The following is a 21,480-nucleotide window of genomic DNA, read 5'->3' as shown; positions in this document are numbered from 1 at the left end:
GGGCCGGCCGGCGACGGCGGGAGCCGGGGCACCGGGCGATCGCCAGGATGCGCGCGCCACCCGACCGGGGGTCGGGGGCGTCACTCGGCGTCCAGGTCAGACCTCGAGAACCTGGCGGCCGTTGTACGTGCCACAGACGGAGCACGCGGCGTGCGGCAGCTTCGGGGACTTGCACTGCGGGCAGGCGGTGGTCGCCACCACGGTCGCCTTCCAGTTCGCCCGGCGGGACCGGGTGTTGCTGCGCGACATCTTGCGCTTCGGGACGGCCACGGTTCCTACTCCTCTGTACGGTTCAGTTGCGACAGGCCCGCCCAACGCGGGTCGATCTGCTCGTGACTGTGGTCGGCCGGCAGATCGTCCCAGTGCACCCCGCACTCGGGGCACAACCCTGGGCAGTCCTCCCGGCAGAGCGGGTTGGTCGGCAGCATGAGCACCACCGCGTCCCGCAGCGCCGGCTCCAGGTCGATCAGATCGTCCTGCATCCGGCCCACCTCGTCCTCGTCGGTCGTGGCGTCCGTGGTGCTGTTCTCGTACGCGTACAGCTCCTGGACGGGCACGGCCACCGAGTCGTCGATCTCACGCAGGCAACGCCCGCACTCGCCCTTGACGCGACCGCTCACGGTCCCGGAGACGAGCACCCCCTCGGACACCGACTCCAGCCTCAGGTCGAGGTCGAGGTCCGCGCCCTCCGGCACGCCGATCAACTCCACGCCGAGGTCCTTCGGTGCCGGGACGACCCGCCGGAGCGTACGCAACGCGCCAGGGCGACGCGGCAGGTCCCTCGTGTCGAGGACCAGCGGCGCCTTGGGGTTGAGTGATGAAGGCGAGTGTTTGGGCATAGTCAGACTCCGGCCGGTGAGAGGCCGACAAAAAAGGTTACCTGGACGACCGCCGGACCGTCGAACCGGGGGCGACGCCCGCCCCGCCTGTCGGCTGCTGAGGTGCCGCTCAGAAGGGTAACGGGCGCTCCGCCTCGTCCCCACCGAAGGTGCCGATCTCGCGCAGCGCGTGCATCTTGTCCCGCCCGCGCTCGATGGAGGCCAGCGCCCGGGTGAGGAACTGCTCGAAGTTGGCCAACGCGGTGTCGACGTAGTCGTCGACCTCCTCGCGCAGCCGCTGCGCCTCGGCGCGGGCCTCGGCGATGATCCGGGCGCCCTCGTGCTCGGCCGAGACCGTGATCTCGTTCACCGACACCAGGCGGGCGTGTTCCGCCTCACCCTCGCTGATGATCCTGTCGGCCTCCCGCTTGCCGGCCTCCATGATCTTGTCCCGCTCCCCCAGCAGGGCCGCCGCCCGGCGCAGATCGGCGGGGAGGTCAGCGCGCAGCTCGTCGAGCGCGGCGATCATCTCGCCCCGGTCGACCATGCAGTTGTTCCGCGACATCGGGACGGAGCGGGCCTGCTCCACCATGGCGATCAGTTCGTCGATGCGGTCGAGCGGGTCCACCGGTACCTCACTCCTGTCGTCGTCGGCCGACCTACATGATGCGGGCTACGGCCGGGTTCCCGCTCGAACCATCATGTCGCGCCCCGGCCACCGCCCGCCGATCCACCCCGCCCGGCGCGTCGTGTCGCGGCCGGTCAGGGCACCGTGTCGCGGCCGGGCCGGGTCGTCACGCCCCGCCGGTCAGGTCGTCGGCCGCCGGCCGGGCCGGGGTCGTCACGCCCCGCCGGTCAGGGGCGCGGTGGCGGGCCGAGCCGGACCTGGAGGGCCTCGCGGACCAGGTCGGGGACGTGGGCGGAGACGTCGCCGCCCCACTTCGCCACGTCCTTGACCAGGCTGGAGGAGAGGAAGGAGTAGAGCGGGTTGGTCGGCATGAACAGCGTCTCGACGCCGGCCAGGCCGATGTTCATCTGGGCCATCTGCAGCTCGTAGTCGAAGTCGCTGACCGCCCGCAGACCCTTGATCAGGACGCTGGCCCGCTGGGCCCGGCAGAAGTCGACCAGCAGGCCCCGGAAGGACGCGACCCGCACGTTGTCGTACGAGGAGGTGACCTCGCGGAGCATCTCGATCCGCTCCTCGACGGTGAACAGGCCACTCTTGGACTGGTTGACCAGCACGCCGACGATCACCTCGTCGAAGAGCCGGGCGGCCCGCCCGATGATGTCGAGGTGTCCATTGGTGACCGGGTCGAAAGAGCCGGGACACACCGCACGTCTCATGATCGGCGACCGTACCAAAGGGTGGTCTCGCCGTAACGGCGGCTGCGCTCGGCAGTGACGCCCTCCACCCAGTCGACCGGGCCGCTCCGGCTGGAGCGCTCCACCACCACGAGGGCGTCCGCCGCCAGCCAGCCGCCGTCGACCAGCGCGGCCAGCATCGCGGTGACGTCGGCATCGGGTACGGCGTACGGGGGGTCGGCGAAGACCACGTCGTACGGCCCGCCGTCCGGGCCGGCCGCCAGCACCGTGGCGACCTTGCCGGTGACCAGCCGCGCCGCCGGGGCGGCCCGCAGCGCGGCGATGTTCTCCCGCACCACGCGGGCGGCGCGCGGGTCGGACTCCACCAGCAGCACGTGCGCCGCCCCCCGGGACAGCGCCTCCAGGCCGACGGCGCCCGATCCGGCATACAGGTCCGCGAAGCGCGCCCCGGCCAGGTCGACGTCGGCCTGCACGGCGCTGAACAGCGCCTCCCGGACCCGGTCGGAGGTGGGCCGGGTGCCGGCGCCGGGCGGCGCGGCGATGCGCCGGCCGCCGAGCGTCCCGGCCACGATCCGGGTCACCGACTGCTCCTGCTCATGCCCCGACGCTACGCGACGCCGGCGCGCAGGCGGGCGGCACCGTGCGTACCTCTGGAGTCCCGACATGATCACTTTACGTATATCAATGATCTCAAATTGATAACATCACTCTTAGGGCTATCTGAGCGCTGTAACGGTCGGCGCGTTCTCGCTAGGGTCTGCCGGGTGCCGGCTGCGCTCCGCCGGCCCACCCGGCGCCGGGAGGCGTCGTCGCGGGCGCGCCTCACCGGCCGCGACCGCTGACCGCCGTTGCCCGCGCCGCGCCCTGACGTTTCTTCACCCCGGGAGTACGCGTGATCCGTCCCAAGCTGTCGCCACGGCGGCCGCTCGTCGTGGCCGCCGCCGCCCTGGCGGGCCTCGCCACGGCGTTCGCGGCCTCGTCGCCGGCCCTGGCGACCAGCCCTTCGCCGTCGGCGTCGGCGACCGCCACGGCGTCGCCCAGTCCGACCGTCACGCCGACCTCGCCCGCCCCGGAGGGGCCGGCCTGCGTCAGCGCGGCCGACGCCCGCTACACGCACACCTTCAAGGGCAAGCGCGGCGAGGCCAGCATCACGCTGGTCAACGGCCCGCTCTGCGAGGGCCAGGAGCAGTCCTTCGCGCTGGTCTCCTACGTCGCCCCGTCGGCGAAGGTCGCCTTCCCCCAGTACGTGCTGGACAAGTCGGTCAAGAAGTTCACCGGCGTCGGCGCGGGCGAGCTGGGCGTGGCCACCCTCGACTTCAAGGTCGAGGTTCCGCAGTGCTACACCCAGGTCGACTTCGTCTTCGGTGACGAGATCATCGACCCGCTCACCGACAACGGCTCGCGGTACGGCCACCGCAAGGTCGGCAGCCCCAAGGCCCCCGGCTCCCAGTCGACGGGCAAGCCCCAGCAGGCCTGGTACAACGGCGGTTCGGAGACCTGCAGCCCCGCCCCTGAGGTCATCGCCGAGTCCGACTGCGAGGGCAACGTCGAGCTGACCCTGGTCAACCGCAGCGGCAACGCGGCGGCAGCGTTCACCATCACCGGCAGCGGCGGCTACACCGAGACCGTCTCCGTGCCGATGCGCAAGATCGAGACCCGCAAGCTGAACCCCGGCCAGGCGCAGGAGATCAAGGTCGCCGCCCCCGGCATGGAGGACTTCACCGGCGGTTGGGCCAAGCCCGAGGACTGCCAGGAGCCCGAGGTCGGCGAGCCCGACGGCGGCTACGAGTCGACCTGCGACGAGCTGATCTTCCGGATCGCCAACCCGGAGAACGGCGCGACCCTCACCTCGACCTTCACCCCGAGCACCGGCGAGCCGAAGACCGTCACGGTCGAGGCCGGCCGCGACGTCACCGTCACCTTCCCGGCGAGCCCGGGCCTGACCGTGACCGTCACCGGTGACCTCGCCTCCGGCGAGGCGATCAAGTGGGAGCAGCCGAAGGACTGCGAGGACGGCGAGGAGGGCGGCTCCGGCGGCGGCGACCAGGAGGGTGGCCTCCCCGTGACCGGCGCGGCGGCCGGCGGCATCGCCGCCGGCGCGGTGGCCCTGCTCGCGGTCGGCGCGGTGCTCTTCGTGATGGCCCGTCGTCGGCGGATCCGCTTCACCGCCTGATCGGGCTACGGCCTGAACTGATCTGACGCACCTGCGAGGGCGCGTCGACCACCCGGTCGGCGCGCCCTCGCCGTGTGTCTGGTGTCTGGTGCCTCGCGGCGGGGGCGGGTGCCTCGCCCCGTACGCCCAGCGCCCAACGGGTAGATCGCGCTCGATCGCGGATCGAGTGGCATCGCGCCCCGCTCGGAAGCCACTCGATCCATGTTTAGGCACGATCTTGGCGCGGACGTACGCGCAGGCGCGGTCCGCCCCGGCGGGCCCCGCACCGGACCCGGCGTGGCCTGAGCCCGCCGCCGGGGACCGAGCTGTCATGTCGGCGACATGGCGGTATCCGGGCCCCGCTGATACCGCCATGTCGCCGACATGGAGTCGATCATCGGCCTGGCACGAACGCGAAGACGACCGTCTCCAGGCCCAGGCTCAGCAGCCAGAGCTGCCGCAGGACCAGGCCCAGCCCGGCGAGCGCGGCGGCCAGCGCCACCCGCGCCAGTCGGGTAACCGGGCCAGGCAGGAACCCGGGCTGGGCGGGGAGGCACGCCAGGCAGGGAGCCGGCTCCAGACAGGGAGCCGGCCCAGGCAGGGAGCCGGCCCAGGCAGGGAGCCGGCCCAGGCAGGGAGCCGGCTCCAGACAGGGAGCCGGCCCAGACAGGGAGCCGGCCCAGACAGGGAGCCGGCCCAGACAGGGAGCCGGCCCAGACAGGGAGCCGGCCCAGACAGGGAGCCACGGCCAGGAGGGAAGCCTGGGCCGGTCAGCCCTTCTCCAGGTATTCCGCGCGTTCGGCGTCGACCAGGGCGGCCACCGAGGCGGCCAGCGCCGGATGGCGGGCCAGCTCCGGGTCGTCCTCCACCAGCGCGATCGCCTCGGCGCGGGCGTCGCGGATCAGGTCGGTGTCGCGCAGCAGGGACAGCAGCCGCAGGTGCGAGCGCCGGCCGGACTGGGTCGCCCCGAGCACGTCGCCCTCGCGGCGCTGCTCCAGGTCGAGCTCGGCGAGCTTGAAGCCGTCCGTGGTGGACGCCACCGCGTCGAGGCGTTCCCGGGCCGACGAGCCCTCGGCCGCCTCGGTGACCAGCAGGCAGAGCCCCGCCGCCGAACCCCGGCCCACCCGGCCGCGCAGCTGGTGCAGCTGGGAGACGCCGAACCGGTCGGCGTCCAGCACGATCATCACGGTGGCGTTGGGGACGTTGACGCCGACCTCGATGACGGTCGTGGCGACCAGCACGTCCAGCTCGCCGTCGGCGAAGGCGCGCATCACGGCGTCCTTCTCGTCGGCGGGCAGCCGCCCGTGCAGGATCCCGATCCGTAGCCCGTGCAGCGGCCCCTCGGCGAGCAGCGGGGCGACCTCGGTCACCGCGAGCGGGGGCCGCCGGCCGTTGTCGTCCTCCCGGGGCGGCTCCTCCTCCGACCCGGACCCCGGGCCACCCGACCCGGACCCCGCATCCCCGATCCGGGGGCACACCACGTACGCCTGGTGGCCGGCGGCGACCTCCTCGCGCAGCCGGCGCCAGGCCCGGTCGAGGAACGCCGGCTTCTCGGCGGCCGGCACCACGTGCGAGGCGATCGGCGAGCGCCCCTGCGGAAGCTGGGTGAGCGCGGAGACCTCCAGGTCGCCGTAGACGGTCATCGCCACGGTGCGCGGGATCGGCGTCGCGGTCATCACCAGCACGTGCGGCGGCTGATCCGCCTTGGCGCGCAGCGCGTCGCGCTGCTCCACGCCGAACCGGTGCTGCTCGTCGACCACGACGAGGCCCAGGTCGGCGAAGTCGACGCCCTCGTAGAGCAGGGCGTGGGTGCCGAGCACGATGCCGGCCCGGCCGGCGGCGACCTCGGCGAGGGCCCGGCGGCGGGCCGCCGCGCCCAGCGAGCCGGTGACCAGCTCCACCGAGGTGGCCCCGTCGGCGGCGCCCAGCTCCCCCGCCCTGGCCAGCGGGCCGAGCAGGTCGAGGATGCCCCGGTGGTGCTGGGCGGCGAGCACCTCGGTCGGGGCGAGCAGGGCGGCCTGGCCCCCGGCGTCGACCACCTGGAGCATCGCCCGCAGCGCCACCACCGTCTTGCCGGAGCCGACCTCGCCCTGCAACAGCCGGTGCATCGGGTGGGCGGTGGACAGGTCGGCGGCGATCTCCGCGCCGACGGCCCGCTGGCCGCCTGTCAGCTCGTACGGCAGCCGGGCGTCGAACGCGTCGAGCAGCCCGCCGGGGCGCGGCGGCCGGGACCGGGCCGGCCAGGCCGCGGCCCGGTGCTTGCGCTGCACGAGGGTGAGCTGCACGGCGAACGCCTCGTCCCACTTGAGCCGGCGGCGGGCCCGGTAGAGGGCCTCCTTGCTCGACGGCCGGTGGATCTCGCGCAGGGCGGTGCCGAGGTCGATCAGGTTGCGGGTGGCCCGGACGGTGGCAGGCTGCGGGTCCTCCGGCGGGGTGAAGGTGTCCAGCACCACGCGCACGCAGCGGGCGATCACCCAGGTCGGCACGGCCGCGGCGGCCGGGTAGACCGGGATCAGGGCCCCGGCGAACTCCTCGACCTCCTCGTTGGCGGCGGCCTCGCCGTCGCCGCCCTCGCCGAGCAGCACGTATTCCGGGCCGTTGAGCTGGCGCTTGCCCCGGAACTCGGTGACCTTGCCGGCGAACAGCCCCCACCGGCCGGGGCGCAGCTCGCGCTCCCGCCACGCCTGGTTGCCGAAGAAGGTGCAGGTGAGCACCCCGCCGGAGTCGTCGCCGACGGTGACCTCCAGCAGCTTGCCCCGGCGCTGGCGCATCGGCCGCACGTCGGTGCGCCGCACCTGGGCCAGCACGGTGACCTGCTCGCCGACGTCGAGCGACCGGATGTCGGTGTGTTCGCCGCGCTCGTCGTAGCGGCGGGGGAAGTGGTGGACCAGGTCGCCGGCGGTGTGCAGGTCGAGGTGGGCGGCCAGGGCCTTGGCCGTCTTCTCCCCGACCAGCTTCTTCAGCGGCGTGTCGACCGTGGCCGGCTCGGACGTCGTCGTCATTCGACCCCCACCAGGAGCGGATAGTGCGGCTGGCCCCCCGCGTAGGCCTGGACCTCCACGAACGGCCAGCGCCGCGCGACGTGTTCGGCGACGGCGTCGGCCAGCCCCTCGGGGGCGTCCGCACCGGAGAGCAGGGTGACCAGCTCCCCGCCGCCGCCGAGCATGCGGTCGACCACGGCGGTGCAGGTGTCGGCGAGGTCGGCCCCGATCAGGTGCACCTCGCCCTCGACGAGGGCCAGCACGTCGCCGGGGCGGCACGGGCCGGCGACGGTGAGCGCCTCGCGGCTGGCCCAGCAGACCTCGGCGTAGCGGCACGCCCCCGCCGCCTCGGCCATCGCGATCACGTCGTCGGCGAAGCGGCGCTGCGGGTCGCGCACGGCGAGCGCGGCCAGCGCCTGCACCGGCGACCGGGTCGGCACCACGCTGACCCGCACCCCCAGCGCGTGTGCCTCCCGCGCGGCGGCGTTGGCGACGGCCTGGGTGTTCGGGTCGTTGGGCAGCACCACCACCCGGGCCGCGGCCGTGGCGCGGATCGCGTCGAGCAGCTCACCGGTGGACGGGTTGCCCGGCACCACCGTCGCCCCCTCGCCCGTGAACAGCTCGGCGATGCCCGCCCCGGAGGCGACCACCACTGCCGCCCGGCCGTCGCCCGCCGGTGCCGCCGTGCCGTGGGCCGCGACGGCGTCGGCCGAAGCGGCGGGCGGCTGGTCGGCGAAGCGGGTCACCGAGATCCGGTGCGGCCGGCCGGCCTCCACCCCCGCCTCGACCGCCGCGCCGACGTCGTTGACGTGCACGTGCACGTTCCAGGTGGCCGACGCCGCGTCGGTGGCCCCGTCGCCGACCACGACCAGCGAGTCGCCGAGCCCGGCGAGGGTCTGCCGCATCCGGGCCACCGCGTCGGCGTCGGCGTCGAGCAGGAACTGCACCTCGTACGCGTAGTCCGTCGAACCGGTCTCGCGGGCGGCCGTGGCCGGCGGGCGGACCGGGCGGGGCGCGGGGGCGGGCCGGCGCGGGCTCTCGCCCGTGACCACCTCGACCAGCGCGTCGAGCAGCAGGCAGAGCCCCCGGCCGCCGGCGTCGACCACGCCCGCGCGGGCGAGCGCCGGCAACTGCTCTGGCGTGCGGGCCAGCGCCTCGGCCGCCGCGCCGGCCGCCGCCCGGGCGACGGTGGGCAGGTCGTCGCTGTCGGCCGAGCCGGCCGCGCGGGCCGCCGCCGCGACCACGCTGAGCACGGTGCCCTCGACGGGCTGGGCGACGGCGGAGTAGGCGGCGGCGGTGGCGTCGCCCAGCGCGGCGGCGAGCTGCCGGCCCCGCACCGCCGGGGCGGCGGCCAGGGTGTCGGCGAGGCCGCGCAGGATCTGCGACAGGATGACCCCGGAGTTGCCCCGGGCGCCCAGCAGCGCGCCGCGCGCCATCAGCCGCAGCGCGTGCCCGTGCGCGGTGGACCCGCCGTCGGGCAGGGTGGCCAGGTCCATCGCGAGCGCCTGCTGGGCCGAGGTGAGGGTGAGCACCAGGTTGGTGCCGGTGTCGCCGTCGGGGACCGGGTAGACGTTGAGGTCGTCGATCTCGCCCTGGTGCCGGCGCAGCGCGGCCAGCCCGCCCGCGCACCAGCGGCGCACCGCGGCGGCGTCGAGGGTGTCCAGCACGTCGGGAAGCCTACTGGCGCGCACCGACACCCGCCGGGGGCGACGCCACGATGTCGGCGACATGGCGGGCGATGTCGTGGCGGCGGCGCGGCAGTGGCGCAGCGGCATCGCGGCGACCGGCGCCGGAAATGCCCCCTGCCCCGGCGTCACCAGGGGCCCGGTTGGGCGGCGACGGGGGGATCGGGTAACCTGGCCAGGTTGCCCGGGCTGCGCCTGGCGGCGACCTCATGAACGTATCAATCCCAGGAGTATCCCGTGGCTAGCGTGTGCGACGTCTGTGGCAAGGGGCCGGGCTTCGGCCACAACGTGTCCCACTCGCACCGGCGGACCAACCGCCGCTGGAACCCGAACATCCAGTCGGTGCGCACCCCGGCCGGTGGCGGCACCACCAAGAAGTTGAAGGTCTGCACCTCCTGCATCAAGGCAGGCAAGGTCACCCGCGCCTGACGCGGTAGCGCCGACCCACCCATCGTCGACAAGCCGGCGGGCCTGAGGGCCCGCCGGCTTGTGGCGTCCGCGTACGCAGCACGGAGGCACCGTTGGACCTGGACCTGGGCCCCGCCGAGATGATCGTCGTCGGGGCCTCGCTGGGCACCCTGCGCTGGTTCGACGAGGAGCTGCCGGCGGGCAGCGTGGTCGTCGTCGAGGAGCCCGACGTGATCAGCCGGCGTGGCATCGGCGAGCTGGTCGGGCGGCTGTCCGTCCTGGCCCGGGTCGTGCCGGCCGAATACCAGACGGGCTTCGACGCGGACGCGCTGCTCGCCCGCGAGCCCGATCTGGCCGGGGCCCGCCTCGTCATGCCGGGCCTGGAGTACGCCGTGGGCGCCGCCGCCCGCCTCGCCGCCCGCCTCGGCCTGCCCGGTGCCGGGGCGGAGGCCGCCGACGTCTTCTCCGACAAGCACCGGATGCGGCTGCTCGCCGCCGACGCCGGCCTGCCGAACCCGGCGTACGAGCTGGTGGGCGGGCCGGCGGAGGCGGTCGAGTTCGCACGCCGGCACGGCGACCGCTGCGTGCTCAAGCCGACCCGGCGCTCGGGCAGCCTCGGGGTGCGGCTGGTCGCCGACCCGGCCGAGATCCCGGCCGCCTGGGCGGCCACCGCGGCCCCCGAGGCCCCGCCGGAGGCCACCGACCGGGGGCTGCCCACGCAGGTCCTCGCCGAGCAGGTGCTCGACGGCCGGGAGCACAGCGTCGAGCTGCTCGTCGCCGACGGCGAAGTGATCTTCGGCAACGTCACGGACAAGCGGGTGCTCCCCGGTCCCCTGCCGGTCGAGACGGGGCACACCGTGCCGTCGGCGCTGCCCGGGGCGGCCCGCCGCGACCTGCTCGACGCGGCGGGGCGGCTGTGCGCCGCCGCCGGGTTCCGCACCGGGGTGCTGCACAGCGAGTGGATCGTCGTCGACGGCGTGCCGCACCTGGTGGAGTGCGCCGCCCGGCTCCCCGGCGACATGATCACCGCGCTGATCTCGATCGGCTACGAGTTCGGCTTCATCGACGCGTACCTGCGGGTGTTGCGCGGCGAACGGCCGGCGCTGCCGACCCGGCCGACCGGGGCGGCGGCGGTGGAGTTCCTGCTCGCCGACCCGGGCACCGTCACCGGCGTCGAGGGGCTGCGGCCTGCCCGCCGGGTGCCCGGGGTGCTGGAGGTGCAGCTCGACACCGCCGTCGGCGCGACCGTCGCGCCGGTCACGTCGTCGGGCCGGCGCAGCGGGCACGTGCTGGCCTGGGGCGTCGACCCGGCCGAGGCCGAGCGGGCCGCCCGCGCCGCCGCCGCCGAGATCCGCGTCACCGTCGCCTGACGGGCCGCCGCCGCGCAGCCGCCCAGGCGACCGGGGCACGGGCCGACCGGGGCACGGGTTGCTAGGGACACAGGTCGGCGGGCAGCAGCTCGGTCAGAGGGTGCGGCCGAAGGAGAGGCAGCTCGGGTAGTCCCGGTAGAAGCCGAAGTTCGGGATGCGCTCGTAGCCGGCCGCGTGGTAGAGCGCGATCGCCTCGGGCTGCTTGTCGCCGCACTCCAGGACGAGCTGCTTGCGCCCGTGCTCGCGGGCGGACCGCTCGACGGCGGCGAGCACCGCCCGGGCCACGCCCCGGCCCCGCGCCTGCGGGCTGGTGTACATGCGCTTCAGCTCGGCGGTCTCCCCGTCGTCGCCGTGGCTGCGCCAGCCGCCGCACCCGACCGGCTCGCCGGCGAGGTAGGCCACCAGGAACGCGCCGTGCGGCGGCACGAACTCGGCGGCGTCGACCGGGGTGTCGTCGCCGCTGCCCCCGTACCGCCGGCCCAGGTCCGCCAGGGCGGCCCGGATGAGCTCCTGGGCCTGCGGGGAGTCGAAGCGGTCCGGACGGATCTCGATCTCGCTCACGGGGGAAAGGGTACGTCGCCGGCCGGTCCCCTACCGGAAGTGGTCCCAGCCGGTCGGGCCGTCGTACGCCTCGCCGTCGACGGTCACGCCGGTGCCCTCCGTCACCCGGCCGACGACCCGCCACGGGTCGGGCAGCGCCACCGCCGGGGGGAACGTGGCCGCCAGCGCGTGGTCGTCGCCGCCGGCGAGGATCCAGGAGTACGGGTCGACCCCCAGCGCCTGGGCGGCGTCGCGCATCTGCCGGGGCACCTCGAAGGCGTCCCGCCGCACGTCGATGCCGACCCCGCTGGCGCGGGCCACGTGCCCGAGGTCGGCCAGCAGCCCGTCCGAGACGTCGATCATGGCGGTGGCCCCGAGCCGGGCGGCGTGCGGCCCGGCCGCGTACGGCACCTCGGGCCGCCGGTACGCCTCGACCAGGAGCTTCGGCGTGCGGAAGCCCCGGGACAGCACGGTGTAGCCGGCGGCGGCGTACCCGCTGCGGCCGGCGAGCGCCACGACGTGCCCCGGGCGGGCCCCCGAGCGGACGACCGGGGCCCGGCCGCCCAGGTCACCCAGGGCGGTGACGGCGATCGTGAGCGTGGGGCTCGCCGACATGTCGCCGCCGACCACGCTCGCGCCCACGGTGGCGGCCTCGGCCCCGAGCCCGTCGGCCAGCTCCTCGGCCCAGGTCGGGTCGAGGTCCGCCGGCATGCACAGGGCCACCAGCAGGGCGGTCGGGGTGGCACCCATCGCCGCGATGTCGGCCAGGTTGGCCGCCGCCGCCCGGTGCCCGACGTCGCGGGCGGCGGACCAGTCCCGGCGGAAGTGCCGCCCCTCGACGAGCACGTCGGTGGAGGCGACCACCCGGGCGTCCGGCGCGGCCAGCACCGCCCCGTCGTCGCCGGGCCCGAGCAGGCAGGACGCCCCCTGGGGCAGCCGGGCGGTGACCCGGTCGATCAGCCCGAACTCGCCGATTCCGGTCACGCTCATGCCCGCTCCCCGCCGCGCCCGTGCCCATCGTGGACCCGGGACGGCCCCGCGCCCCGCCCGCCGTGGACCCGGGATCGTCCCGCGCCCCGCCCGCCGTGGACGCGGGATCGTCCCGCGTCCCGCCCGCCGTCGCGCCCGTCGCGCTCGCTCACCGCTTCTCCTTGGCCACCGATAGGGATCAGACCTGGTCCGTAAGGTAGTTTCACCCTTCGGGCCGCCCAGCGGCGGCGACGGACGGAGGTCGAGTCGTGGTACAGGCGTACATCCTCATCCAGACAGAGGTGGGTCGGGCGCGTGACGTGGCCGGCCTGATCGGCGACCTTCCCGGCGTGGTGCGGGTCGACGCCGTCACCGGGCCGTACGACGTGGTCGTGCTCACCGAGGCCAACACGGTCGACGAGCTCGGCAAGCTCATCGTCAGCAACGTGCAGATGGTGCCCGGCATCACCCGCACCCTCACGTGTTCGGTGGTGCGCCTGTAAGTGGACGAGATCACTTCCTCCTCCGAGTCCCCCGCCGGGGCGGGGACGAGCGACGACGCCGGCGCGCCGCGCCGGGACCGGGCCAACCGCAGCGCGGCGCTGCTGGCCACGCTGGTCGCGGTGCCGGTCACCGTGGCCGTGGCCGGGTTCACCTTCGCCAAGCTGACCCCGGACGCCCCGGCCGCCGAGCCGGGTCCGGCGGCGACCAGCGCCGGGCCGCGGTCCACCGCGCCGGTCGAGATGGCCGCCCCCCGGTTGGCCGAGCGGCCCGCCACGGTGTGCCGCGCCCTGACGTCGCAGCTCCCGTCGACCGTGCGCGACCTGGCCCAGCGGCCGGTCACCGCCGGCCCCGAGCAGAACGCCGCGTACGGCGACCCGGCGCTCACCATCGCCTGCGGCGGCGCCGAGCCGGAGCCGGGCGACACCGACGACATCTGGGTCGTCAACAAGGTCTGCTGGTACGCGGCCGAGGGCCCGGACGCGACGGTGCTCACCACGCTGGACCGGGAGACGGCGGTGCGGGTGACCGTGCCCCGCACGTACGGGGCGGCCCTGCAGTGGGTCAGCCCCATCTCCGACGTGGTGATCGCCTCGGTGCCCTCGGGCGGCGACGCCCCCGGCGGCTGCACCGGCTGACCAGCAGCCCCCGCCGGCTGGCCAGTCCTCACCGGCTGCGGCGGCTGACCGGCCACCGCCGTCGGCCGCGCCTGCCGGTCGCCCCGGCGGCTGCGCGCGTTCAGTGCAGGCCGACGCCGCGCCGCTGGGCGGTGCGGATCAGTCGGTTGACCAGCTTCGGATACTCCAGCCCGGAGGCGGCCCACATCAGCGGGAACATCGACGTCGGGGTGAAGCCGGGCATCGTGTTGATCTCGTTGAGGTAGACGTCCAGGTCCGGGGTGACGAAGAAGTCGACCCGGGCCAGCCCGGCGCAGTCCAGGGCGGCGAACGCCCGGACGGCGTACTCCTGGACCTGCCGGGTGACGTGGTCGGGCAGGGTGGCCGGCAGGTCGTACTCGGGCTCGGAGAGATACTTCGCCTCGAAGTCGTACCAGTCGTGGTCGCCGCCGGCCCGCACCTCGGCCAGGACGGACGCCTCCGCGCCGCCCCCGGCCTCGCCCTCCAGCACGCCGCACTCGACCTCCCGGCCGACGATCGCGCCCTCGACCAGCACCTTCGGGTCGATCTCCCGGGCCGTGGCGACGGCGGCCTCCAGGTCGGCCCAGTCGTCGACCTTGGTGATGCCGAACGACGAGCCGGCCCGGGACGGCTTGACGAAGACGGGCAGCCCGAGCCGCTGCTTGTCCTCCTCGGACAGGGTGACCCCGCTGCGCAGCACCGCGTACGGGCCGACGGGGATGCCCTCGGCGGCGCAGAGCTTCTTGGTGAACTCCTTGTCCATCGCGGCGGCGGAGGCGAAGACGTTCGCCCCGACGTAGGGGATGCCGGCCATCTCCAGCATGCCCTGGATGGTGCCGTCCTCGCCGTACGCGCCGTGCAGCACGGGGAAGACCACGTCGACGTCGGCGAGCACCCGGGGCCCCTCGGCGGGGTCGAGCACCAGCAGCCCGTTGCCGGTGGGGTCGGCCCGCAGCACGAGGTCGGCGCCGGCCTCGGCGGTGATCTCCGGCAGCCGCCGGGCGCTGATCGCCAGCTGGGCCGGGTCGCCGCTGGTCAGCACCCACTTGCCGGCGCGGGTGATGCCCACGGGGACCACCTCGAACTCGTCCGGGTCGAGCGCGCTGAGCACGCTGCCGGCGCTGACGCAGGAGATGCCGTGCTCGGGGCTGCGGCCGCCGAAGACGAGGGCCACACGGGTCTTGCCTGGGGTGGTCACTCGGTCACCCTTTCGTTCGCGACTGCGAGGCTCGTGGTGCTCGCCGGTGGCGCTCACCCGGATGACCTTACTGTGCGTGGCCGGACAACGGAGTTGATACCCGGGGAGAAGCGGCAGCACTGCGCAACCGGTCAACAGTGCATATACGCTGCGTAATCACACCACGCCGGACAGCGGCTCCCGGCGGGCGGCAGGCGGCGCGTCAGAGGCCGTAGCGGCGGCCGACGGCGATCACCTTCACCCGCTGCCGCCCGGCCCGCACCATGCCCAGCGCCATGAACGCGCCGGCGATCCGGTCGGCCGCCTCCCGGCTGCTCGCCCCGACGACCTGCCGTCGCCGCTCGGGGGCCTGCCGCTCGTCGCGGCGCACGTCGTCCACGGGGCGGACGTCGGTGAGCACCACCAGGAACCGGGTCACCGCCGGCCTCCCGCAGCGCCCCACGCCGCCCGGCCGGGCGACCCCTCCGGCTCCGCGGTGGTCGCCGCCAACCCGCCGGAGCGGTCCCGGCAGACGTACGCCAGGTGGGCGTGGATCCACGCGTCGTCGTTGTCGCGCAGCACGGGGTGTGCGCACCAGCGGCACCTCGACACCCGGGGCCAGCAGGCGGTCACCGTCATCCGAGTCCCTTCCGGTGCGTCCCGGGTGGCGGCACGCGGCGATCGGGTACGGGGGAGAAAACCCGATCGCCACGCGCCCCATCCCCTCCGGTCACTCACCACCGCCGTCGCCACGACAACCGGCAGTGAGGAACTGGTCACAGGTTGACATGTGGACTGGCGTGAATGCAACTCTCATCGCCGTTCTCTCATGTGCACACTCCCGGTCACGTATGTCACCATCGACGCATGGCACCGAAGACGGCCCGGGCCCGACGGCTCGGCATCGCGCTGCGTACGCACCGGGAGGCGGCCGGCCTCACCCTCGAAGCCGCCGCCGACGAGATCAACAGCACCCGGAGCACCCTGTCCCGGTACGAGAACGCCCAGACGCTGATCAGCCCCGCCACGGTGCGCGCCCTGCTCACCCTGTACGGGGTGGGCGCCGACGAGCTCGCCGCCGCCGTCCAGCTCGCCAAGGACGCCCGCAAGCCCGGCTGGTGGGTGTCCTATTCGTACCTGCTGGACCGGCGGACCATCGACTTCATCGCGCTCGAGGCCGAGGCCACCGGCATCGCCAACTTCGAGCCGTCGGTGGTGCCCGGCCTGCTCCAGACCGCGGACTACATCCGGGGGGTGATGCGGGGCGGCCCGCACACCCTCAGCGACGAGCAGGTCGAGCAGCGGGTCCACCTGCGACTCGACCGGCAGCAGCGGATCACCGGCGACGATCCGGCGATCCTCGACGCGATCATCGACGAGGGCGCCCTGCTGCGCCCCGTGGGCGGCCAGGCCGTGATGGAGGCGCAGCTGCACCACCTGCTCAAGATGGCCGAGCTGCCCAACATCACGGTCCAGGTGATCCCCCTGTCCGCCGGCTACCACCGGGGCACCCGGGGGTCGCTGCACATCCTGGAGTTCCCCGACCCGGAGGACCCGCACATCGCGTCGGTGGAAACGGTCGCCGGCCAGATGGTCCTCGACCGGCCCGGTGACCTGCGTACCTGCACCAAGATCATGGAGCACCTGCGGACGGTCGCACTCAGCCCCGCGGCCACCCGGGACCAGCTCCTCCGACTCCTGAAAGGACGGTAGAACATGACCCCGACGACGAGCGCGGCCCTCGCCACGGCGCGATGGCGCAAGAGCAGCCGCAGCGGCGACGAGGGAGCCTGCGTGGAGATGGCGGTCGTACCCGGCGCGGTGGCCGTCCGCGACTCGAAGGACCCGACGGGCCCGGCGCTGCTCTTCCCGCCGACCGCCTGGGCCGCGTTCGCCGCCGCGCCGCCCCTGACCTCCCGGCGCCCCTGACCGCCGCGCGGGCCGGCCGGGGGGTCCCGTCCCGGCCGGCCCGCGCGGCCCCCGTCGTGGTCCACCCGCCGTCCGGTCCGCACCGCCGGCCGGCGGGTGGGCCACCACCTCGTTCCGGCCCGCCGGCACCCCGACCGAGCCGGAGCACCGGGGCGCGGTCCGCCGCCGTCAGCCGGGCCGGCGGGCGGTCACCGCGGTCGCGTCCAGTTCCTCGTCGTACGCCACGGACGGCGTCAGCCCGAGGTCGGCCAGCGCGGCGCACAGCACCTCGACCTGCCCTGCGCCGGCCTCCACGGCCAGGTGCCCGCCCGGCGCGAGCCAGTGCACCGCCCCACGCGCCACCCGGCGCAGCACGGCCAGCCCGTCCGACCCGCCGTCGAGCGCCACCGGCGCCTCGTGCAACCGTGCCTCGGGCGGCATGAGCGCCACCGCCTCCGTCGGCACGTACGGGGCGTTGGCCACGATCAGGTCGAGCCGGCCCCGCCATTCGGTCGGCACCGGCTCGTACAGGTCGCCCTGGTAGACGGGCACGCCGAGGTGGGCGAGGTTGCGCCGGGCGCACGCCACGGCGGCCGGGTCGAGGTCGGCGGCGGCCAGCCAGCGGGGACGCAGCCGCCCGGCGAGCACCAGCGCGGCGGCACCGGACCCGCAGCACAGGTCCAGCACGGCCGCGCCGGGCCCGGTGACCGCCGCGGCGGCCGACACCAGCAACGCGGTACGCGCCCGCGGCACGAACACGCCCGGGTCGACGCCGACCCGCAGGCCGCAGAACTCGGCCCAGCCGAGCAGGTGCTCCAGCGGCAGGCCGGCGACCCGCCGCTCGACCAGGTCGGCGAGCCGCTCGGGAGTGTCGGCGGCGGCGGCGAGCAGCTCCGCCTCCTCCTCGGCGAAGACGCAGCCGGCGGCGCGCAGCCGCGACACGAGCGCGTCCGTGGACGGGGCGTGAGAAGGGGATCCTTCTCTGCCGGATGCGTTGATCGGGGACTTCCTCTCAGGCAGGCAGGGCGGCGGTGACGTCGGCGACCAGGTCGGCGGTGTCCTCCACGCCGCAGGAGAGCCGGACGAACCCGGGCGGCGTGTCGTCGCCCCACTGCGCCCGCCGGTCGGCGGTGGTGTGCAGCCCGCCGAACGACGTGGCGGCGGCCACCAGCCGGGACGCGGCGAGGAAACGGGCCACCCGCCCGGCGTCACCGAGGTCGAACGACAGCACCCCGGGCATCCGACGCAGCTGGGCCGACGCCAGCGCGTACGCCGGGTCGCCCGGCAGCCCCGGCCAGCGCACGCCGGTGACGTCGGGGCGGCCGACGAGCAGCCGCGCGAGCGCCTCGGCGTTGGCGCTCTGCCGGGCCAGCCGCAGGTCCAGCGTGGCCAGCGAGCGGTGCGCCAGCCACGCGTCGAACGCCCCCGGCACCGCCCCGGTCATGGTGCGCCAGGCGGTGACGGGGTCGAGCAGCCCGGCGGAACGGGTCGCCACGTACCCGAGCAGCAGGTCGGAGTGGCCGGTCAGGGCCTTCGTGCCGGAGGCGACGACCACGTCGGCGCCGAGGTCCAGCGGGCGCTGGCCGAGCGGGGTGGCCGTGGTGTTGTCCACCGCCACCAGGGCCCCGGCGGCGTGCGCGGCGGCGGCCAGGGCAGGCACGTCGGCGACGTCCAGGCCGGGGTTGGCCGGCGACTCCAGCAGCACCAGCCGCACCCCCGCGAACGACGGGTACGGCCCGGCGGTCGGCGCGAACAGCACCCGCACGCCGATCCCGGCGAGGGTGTCGGTGGCGAACGCCCGCACCGGGAAGTAGCCGTCGGCGGGGAGCACCACCGTGTCGCCGGGGCGCAGCACGGCCAGCAACAGGCCGGTGATCGCCGCCTGCCCGCTGGCGAAGACGCGCACGTCGCCGCCCTCCAGCTCACCGATGGCCGCCTCCAGCAGCCGCCGGGTCGGGTTGTCGGGCCGGCCGTACCCGTTCGGGGTCGCCGCCGGGCCCTGCCGGGGGTCGAGGTGGTAGGGCGCGGCGAAGACCGGGCCGGGCAGGAACGGCTGCCCCGGGGCGGGCTCGGGCAGGCCGGCCCGCACGCACCGGGTGCCGTCGCCGTCGGTGCTGTCGGTGCCGATGCGTTCGCCGTCGGTGCCTTCGCCGTCGGTGCCGGGGGTCGTCACGCGGGCCGCCTCACTCGTACGACTCGGGCTTGGCGGTGCGGCTCATCAGCGCGTCGACGGCGAGCCGGGGGTCCATCCCCTCGTGGCAGATCCGCTCGATCTGCTCGGTGATCGGCATCTCCACCCCGTGGGCGCGGGCCAGGTCCCGGATCGCCAGGCAGCTCTTCACGCCCTCGGCGGTCTGCCGGGTCGCCGCCTGGGCCTGCTCCAGGGTCTCGCCCCGGCCCAGGTGCTCGCCGAAGGTGCGGTTGCGGGCCAGCGGCGACGAGCAGGACGCCACGAGGTCGCCCATCCCGGCCAGGCCGGCGAAGGTGATCGGGTCCGCGCCGAGCGCCACCCCGAGGCGGGCGGTCTCGGCGAGCCCCCGGGTCATCAGCATCGCCCGGGTGTTGTCGCCGAAGCCCATCGCGGTGGCGATCCCGTACGCGAGGGCGATCACGTTCTTCACGGCCCCGCCCAGCTCGCAGCCGATCACGTCGTCGTTGGTGTACGGCCGAAAGTACGGCGTGCGGATCGACGCCTGGACGAGCTGGGCGCGGCGGTCGTCGGTGCCGGCGACCACGGTGGCGGCGGGCTGCTCGGCGGCGATCTCGGGGGCGAGGTTGGGGCCGGAGACGACGACCACCCGGTCCGGGGTGACCCGGGCGGTCTCCACGATCACCTCGCTCATCCGCTTGGTGGTGCCCAGCTCGATGCCCTTCATCAGGGACACCAGGGTCGCTTCCGGGTGCAGGTCGCCGACCCATTCGGCGAGGTTGCCGCGCAGCGTCTGCGACGGCACCGCGAGCACCACGATCTCCGCGCCCCGGATCGCCTCGGCGGCGCTGCCGGTGCCGGTGACCCGGTCGGGCAGCCGCAGGTCGGGGAGGTACTCCGGGTTGTGCCGGCGCAGCCGGATCGCCTCGGCCACCGGCTGCCGCCGGGCCCAGATCGTCACGTCCCGGCCGGCGTCGGCAAGGATCTTGGCGAAGGCGGTCCCCCACGACCCGGCCCCCAGCACCGCCACGTGGCCGGTCACGCCGCGTCCTCCCGCCCCCGCGTCGGGCGGGCGGCCCCGGCGGCCCGCGCCGGTCGTTCCCACAGCGGCGGCGGCGTCCCGCCCCGGATCTCGGCGAGCTGGTCGCGCAGGCGCAGCATGATGGTGTCGGTCATCTCTTCCAGGGTGGCCTTGGTGGGCGTGGAGCCGGCCCACCGGCTCAGGTCGACGGGCGGCCCGGCGACGACGGTCACCGGGATGCGGGGCCGCAGGCCCAGCCGGTTGTTGCGGGGGTCGAAGAGCCGCTCCGGACCCCACATGGCGACCGGGATCACCGGCGCGCCGGTGGCCAGCGCCAGCCGGGCGGCCCCGGTCTTGCCCCTCATCGGCCACAGGTCGGGTTCCCGCGTGGTGGTGCCCTCCGGGTAGATCACCACCGCGCCGCCCTCGCGCAGGGCGGCGACGAGGGCGTCCAGGGACTTGACGGCGTCGACCGTGCCGCGCTCGACGGGGATCTGGAGGCAGCGGTGCAGGATCCAGCCCACCACCGGCACCCGGAAGACGCTGGCCTTGCCGAGGAACCTCGGCCAGCGCCCGGCGTCGTAGACGAAGTGCGCGGAGACCAGCGGGTCGGCGTGCGAGAGGTGGTTGGGGACGATGATGATGCCGCCGTCGTGGCGCAGGTGCTCCATGCCCCGCCAGGTGCGCCGGGTCCAGACCGTCATGACGGGCTTGACCAGCACCACGGCGAACCGTTGCCAGAACCCCAGCCTGCGCCGCGTCACCCTGCCTCCTCGTAGCCCCGACCCCACGCCGCACCCGCCCGTGCCGCCCGCAGCGAAATCATGCCTGCTCGCCCCCGGTACGGCCAGTGAGGGTACCGCCGGGGTGACTGGCAGGATTGTGCCGTGCGGCAGCGGACCTGGACTGTGGTGGTGCCGGTGAAGCGCCTCGGCGTGGCGAAGAGCCGGCTGCGGGGGGCGCTGCCGGGCGTACCCCATGAGGAGCTGGCGCTGGCCCTGGCGGCCGACACGGTCGCCGCGGTGCGGGCGTGTCCGGCGGTCGCCGGGGTGGTGGTCGTCACCCGCGACGCCCGCGTGGCGGCGGCCGTCCGCGCGGCGGACGTGCGGGTCGTGCCGGACGCGCCGGACGCCGGGCTGAACGCGGCCTTCCGGCTCGGCGCGGTGATCGCGGCCGACGGCGGGGGGTGGGTGGCCGGGCTCACGGCGGACCTGCCGGCGCTGCGCCCGGCCGAGCTGGCCGCCGCGCTGCGCGCGATCGCCGCCGGCCCACCGGGGGTACGCCGGTTCGTCGCCGACGCGCCGGGGGCCGGCACGGTGCTGCTCGCCGCGCCGCCCGGTGTGCCGCTGGACCCCCGGTTCGGGGTCGGCTCGGCCGGGGCGCACGAGGCGGGTGGGGCGCTGCCGCTGGCCGGCGACTGGCCCACCCTGCGTCGGGACGTCGACACCGCCGCCGACCTGGCCGCCGCCGCCCGGCTCGGGCTCGGGCCGCGCACCGCCGCCCTCACCGGCGTGACCCACCTGGTCGACGGGACCGGCGCGACCGAGCCGGCCGGCCGCGCGGGCTGAGCCGCCCCCCGCGCCGGTGTACGGTGCTGGCATGCAGGGCACCGTGGCCACCTACGACGCGGCGACGCGCAGCGGCATGCTGTTGCTCGACGACGGCACCGAGCTGGCGTTCCCCGCGCGGGCCTTCGACGCCTCCGGCCTGCGGCTGCTGCGGCTGGGCCAGCGGGTCCGGGTCGAGACCGACGCCACCGGGGAGATCGTCCGGGTGACGTTGCCGACGATGCCGTGAGCTCCCCACCCAAGTTCATTTTGCGTTAACCCGTTCCGGGACA

Annotated in this window: 25 protein-coding genes; 9 read left to right on the top strand and 16 right to left on the bottom strand. The window is 75.3% G+C overall.

Going from position 1 to position 21,480, the window contains the following annotated elements:
- Positions 1-96: 96 nt before the first annotated feature.
- From rpmF to rsmD, 5 genes are all read right to left on the bottom strand, one after another.
- Positions 97-270 carry a 50S ribosomal protein L32 gene (gene rpmF, locus TK50_RS08965; RefSeq protein ID WP_043962315.1) on the bottom strand — a complete coding sequence of 58 codons (174 nt, stop codon included), beginning with the start codon at positions 268-270 and terminating at the stop codon, positions 97-99.
- Positions 271-275: 5 nt separating this feature from the next.
- On the bottom strand, positions 276-839 hold the full coding sequence (locus tag TK50_RS08960) for a YceD family protein (RefSeq protein WP_043962314.1): 564 nt from the start codon (positions 837-839) through the stop codon (positions 276-278).
- A gap of 109 nt (positions 840-948) precedes the next feature.
- Positions 949-1,446: an SPFH domain-containing protein gene (locus TK50_RS08955; RefSeq protein WP_043962313.1), complete on the bottom strand. Its 498-nt coding sequence runs from the start codon at positions 1,444-1,446 to the stop codon at positions 949-951.
- Between the two features lie 227 nt (positions 1,447-1,673).
- Positions 1,674-2,162, bottom strand: coding sequence for a pantetheine-phosphate adenylyltransferase (coaD, locus tag TK50_RS08950; RefSeq protein WP_043962312.1), 489 nt, complete (start codon positions 2,160-2,162; stop codon positions 1,674-1,676).
- Positions 2,159-2,722 (bottom strand): 16S rRNA (guanine(966)-N(2))-methyltransferase RsmD, encoded by a 564-nt coding sequence (gene rsmD / locus TK50_RS08945; protein ID WP_043962311.1) that lies wholly within the window; start codon positions 2,720-2,722, stop codon positions 2,159-2,161. Before rsmD ends, coaD begins: the two co-directional genes overlap by 4 nt.
- A gap of 311 nt (positions 2,723-3,033) precedes the next feature.
- Here rsmD and TK50_RS32085 point away from each other — a divergent pair, with 311 nt between their 5' ends.
- Entirely contained in the window at positions 3,034-4,314 is a 1,281-nt protein-coding gene (locus TK50_RS32085; RefSeq protein ID WP_052503667.1) for a hypothetical protein, read from the top strand.
- A gap of 749 nt (positions 4,315-5,063) precedes the next feature.
- Here the strand turns inward: TK50_RS32085 and recG are convergent.
- Together recG and TK50_RS08930 are read right to left on the bottom strand one after the other, a co-directional pair.
- Positions 5,064-7,295, bottom strand: a complete 2,232-nt coding sequence (recG, locus tag TK50_RS08935; RefSeq protein WP_043962310.1) for an ATP-dependent DNA helicase RecG — start codon at positions 7,293-7,295, stop codon at positions 5,064-5,066.
- Positions 7,292-8,941 (bottom strand): DAK2 domain-containing protein, encoded by a 1,650-nt coding sequence (locus TK50_RS08930; protein ID WP_043962309.1) that lies wholly within the window; start codon positions 8,939-8,941, stop codon positions 7,292-7,294. The genes recG and TK50_RS08930 overlap by 4 nt, the downstream gene beginning before the upstream one ends.
- A gap of 255 nt (positions 8,942-9,196) precedes the next feature.
- Between TK50_RS08930 and rpmB the strand changes: the two genes are divergently transcribed.
- Entirely contained in the window at positions 9,197-9,388 is a 192-nt protein-coding gene (rpmB, locus tag TK50_RS08925; protein WP_007075181.1) for a 50S ribosomal protein L28, read from the top strand.
- Positions 9,389-9,480: 92 nt separating this feature from the next.
- Positions 9,481-10,737 (top strand): ATP-grasp domain-containing protein, encoded by a 1,257-nt coding sequence (locus TK50_RS08920; RefSeq protein WP_043962307.1) that lies wholly within the window; start codon positions 9,481-9,483, stop codon positions 10,735-10,737.
- 93 nt (positions 10,738-10,830) lie between these two features.
- Here TK50_RS08920 and TK50_RS08915 read toward each other — a convergent pair whose 3' ends face one another.
- Both TK50_RS08915 and TK50_RS08910 read right to left on the bottom strand, forming a co-directional pair.
- Positions 10,831-11,298: a GNAT family N-acetyltransferase gene (locus TK50_RS08915; RefSeq protein ID WP_043962305.1), complete on the bottom strand. Its 468-nt coding sequence runs from the start codon at positions 11,296-11,298 to the stop codon at positions 10,831-10,833.
- A 30-nt stretch (positions 11,299-11,328) separates the two neighbouring features.
- The gene (locus tag TK50_RS08910) at positions 11,329-12,267 is read right to left on the bottom strand and encodes a thiamine-phosphate kinase (RefSeq protein ID WP_043962304.1); all 939 of its coding nucleotides are present in this window, start codon (positions 12,265-12,267) and stop codon (positions 11,329-11,331) included.
- A gap of 248 nt (positions 12,268-12,515) precedes the next feature.
- On the opposite strand from TK50_RS08910, the gene TK50_RS08905 reads away from it, so the two are divergent.
- A complete protein-coding gene (locus tag TK50_RS08905) occupies positions 12,516-12,749 on the top strand; it encodes an Lrp/AsnC ligand binding domain-containing protein (protein WP_043962303.1) in 234 nt (77 codons plus the stop codon).
- Complete coding sequence (locus TK50_RS08900) at positions 12,750-13,385, top strand: DUF3515 family protein (RefSeq protein ID WP_082106224.1); 636 nt, start codon at positions 12,750-12,752, stop codon at positions 13,383-13,385. It begins immediately after the preceding gene.
- 100 nt (positions 13,386-13,485) lie between these two features.
- Here TK50_RS08900 and TK50_RS08895 read toward each other — a convergent pair whose 3' ends face one another.
- The 3 genes from TK50_RS08895 to TK50_RS08885 all read right to left on the bottom strand — a co-directional run bounded on the left by TK50_RS08895 (position 13,486) and on the right by TK50_RS08885 (position 15,201).
- Positions 13,486-14,583: a D-alanine--D-alanine ligase family protein gene (locus tag TK50_RS08895; RefSeq protein ID WP_043962302.1), complete on the bottom strand. Its 1,098-nt coding sequence runs from the start codon at positions 14,581-14,583 to the stop codon at positions 13,486-13,488.
- Between the two features lie 202 nt (positions 14,584-14,785).
- Positions 14,786-15,025 (bottom strand): hypothetical protein, encoded by a 240-nt coding sequence (locus TK50_RS08890; RefSeq protein WP_374199575.1) that lies wholly within the window; start codon positions 15,023-15,025, stop codon positions 14,786-14,788.
- Positions 14,998-15,201 carry a hypothetical protein gene (locus tag TK50_RS08885; RefSeq protein WP_043962300.1) on the bottom strand — a complete coding sequence of 68 codons (204 nt, stop codon included), beginning with the start codon at positions 15,199-15,201 and terminating at the stop codon, positions 14,998-15,000. The genes TK50_RS08890 and TK50_RS08885 overlap by 28 nt, the downstream gene beginning before the upstream one ends.
- A 228-nt stretch (positions 15,202-15,429) precedes the next feature.
- On the opposite strand from TK50_RS08885, the gene TK50_RS08880 reads away from it, so the two are divergent.
- Together TK50_RS08880 and TK50_RS08875 are read left to right on the top strand one after the other, a co-directional pair.
- On the top strand, positions 15,430-16,275 hold the full coding sequence (locus TK50_RS08880; protein ID WP_043962299.1) for a helix-turn-helix domain-containing protein: 846 nt from the start codon (positions 15,430-15,432) through the stop codon (positions 16,273-16,275).
- Between the two features lie 3 nt (positions 16,276-16,278).
- Positions 16,279-16,491 (top strand): DUF397 domain-containing protein, encoded by a 213-nt coding sequence (locus tag TK50_RS08875; protein ID WP_043962297.1) that lies wholly within the window; start codon positions 16,279-16,281, stop codon positions 16,489-16,491.
- Positions 16,492-16,659: 168 nt separating this feature from the next.
- Here the strand turns inward: TK50_RS08875 and TK50_RS08870 are convergent, their stop codons facing one another.
- The 4 genes from TK50_RS08870 to TK50_RS08855 all read right to left on the bottom strand — a co-directional run bounded on the left by TK50_RS08870 (position 16,660) and on the right by TK50_RS08855 (position 20,404).
- Complete coding sequence (locus TK50_RS08870; RefSeq protein WP_241773961.1) at positions 16,660-17,412, bottom strand: putative protein N(5)-glutamine methyltransferase; 753 nt, start codon at positions 17,410-17,412, stop codon at positions 16,660-16,662.
- A gap of 70 nt (positions 17,413-17,482) precedes the next feature.
- Complete coding sequence (locus tag TK50_RS08865; RefSeq protein WP_043964135.1) at positions 17,483-18,598, bottom strand: cystathionine gamma-lyase; 1,116 nt, start codon at positions 18,596-18,598, stop codon at positions 17,483-17,485.
- A gap of 55 nt (positions 18,599-18,653) precedes the next feature.
- The gene (locus TK50_RS08860; protein WP_043964134.1) at positions 18,654-19,661 is read right to left on the bottom strand and encodes an NAD(P)H-dependent glycerol-3-phosphate dehydrogenase; all 1,008 of its coding nucleotides are present in this window, start codon (positions 19,659-19,661) and stop codon (positions 18,654-18,656) included.
- Positions 19,658-20,404 (bottom strand): lysophospholipid acyltransferase family protein, encoded by a 747-nt coding sequence (locus TK50_RS08855; protein WP_043962296.1) that lies wholly within the window; start codon positions 20,402-20,404, stop codon positions 19,658-19,660. Before TK50_RS08855 ends, TK50_RS08860 begins: the two co-directional genes overlap by 4 nt.
- Before the next feature lie 123 nt (positions 20,405-20,527).
- Between TK50_RS08855 and cofC the strand changes: the two genes are divergently transcribed.
- Together cofC and TK50_RS08845 are read left to right on the top strand one after the other, a co-directional pair.
- Positions 20,528-21,208, top strand: a complete 681-nt coding sequence (gene cofC / locus TK50_RS08850; RefSeq protein WP_043962295.1) for a 2-phospho-L-lactate guanylyltransferase — start codon at positions 20,528-20,530, stop codon at positions 21,206-21,208.
- Between the two features lie 31 nt (positions 21,209-21,239).
- Entirely contained in the window at positions 21,240-21,437 is a 198-nt protein-coding gene (locus TK50_RS08845; protein WP_043962293.1) for a cold-shock protein, read from the top strand.
- Positions 21,438-21,480: the final 43 nt, after the last annotated feature.

Origin of the sequence: Micromonospora haikouensis (genome assembly GCF_000876225.1) — a bacterium.
Taxonomy (GTDB): domain Bacteria; phylum Actinomycetota; class Actinomycetes; order Mycobacteriales; family Micromonosporaceae; genus Micromonospora; species Micromonospora haikouensis.
This window is presented reverse-complemented; position numbering and strand designations above follow the sequence as displayed.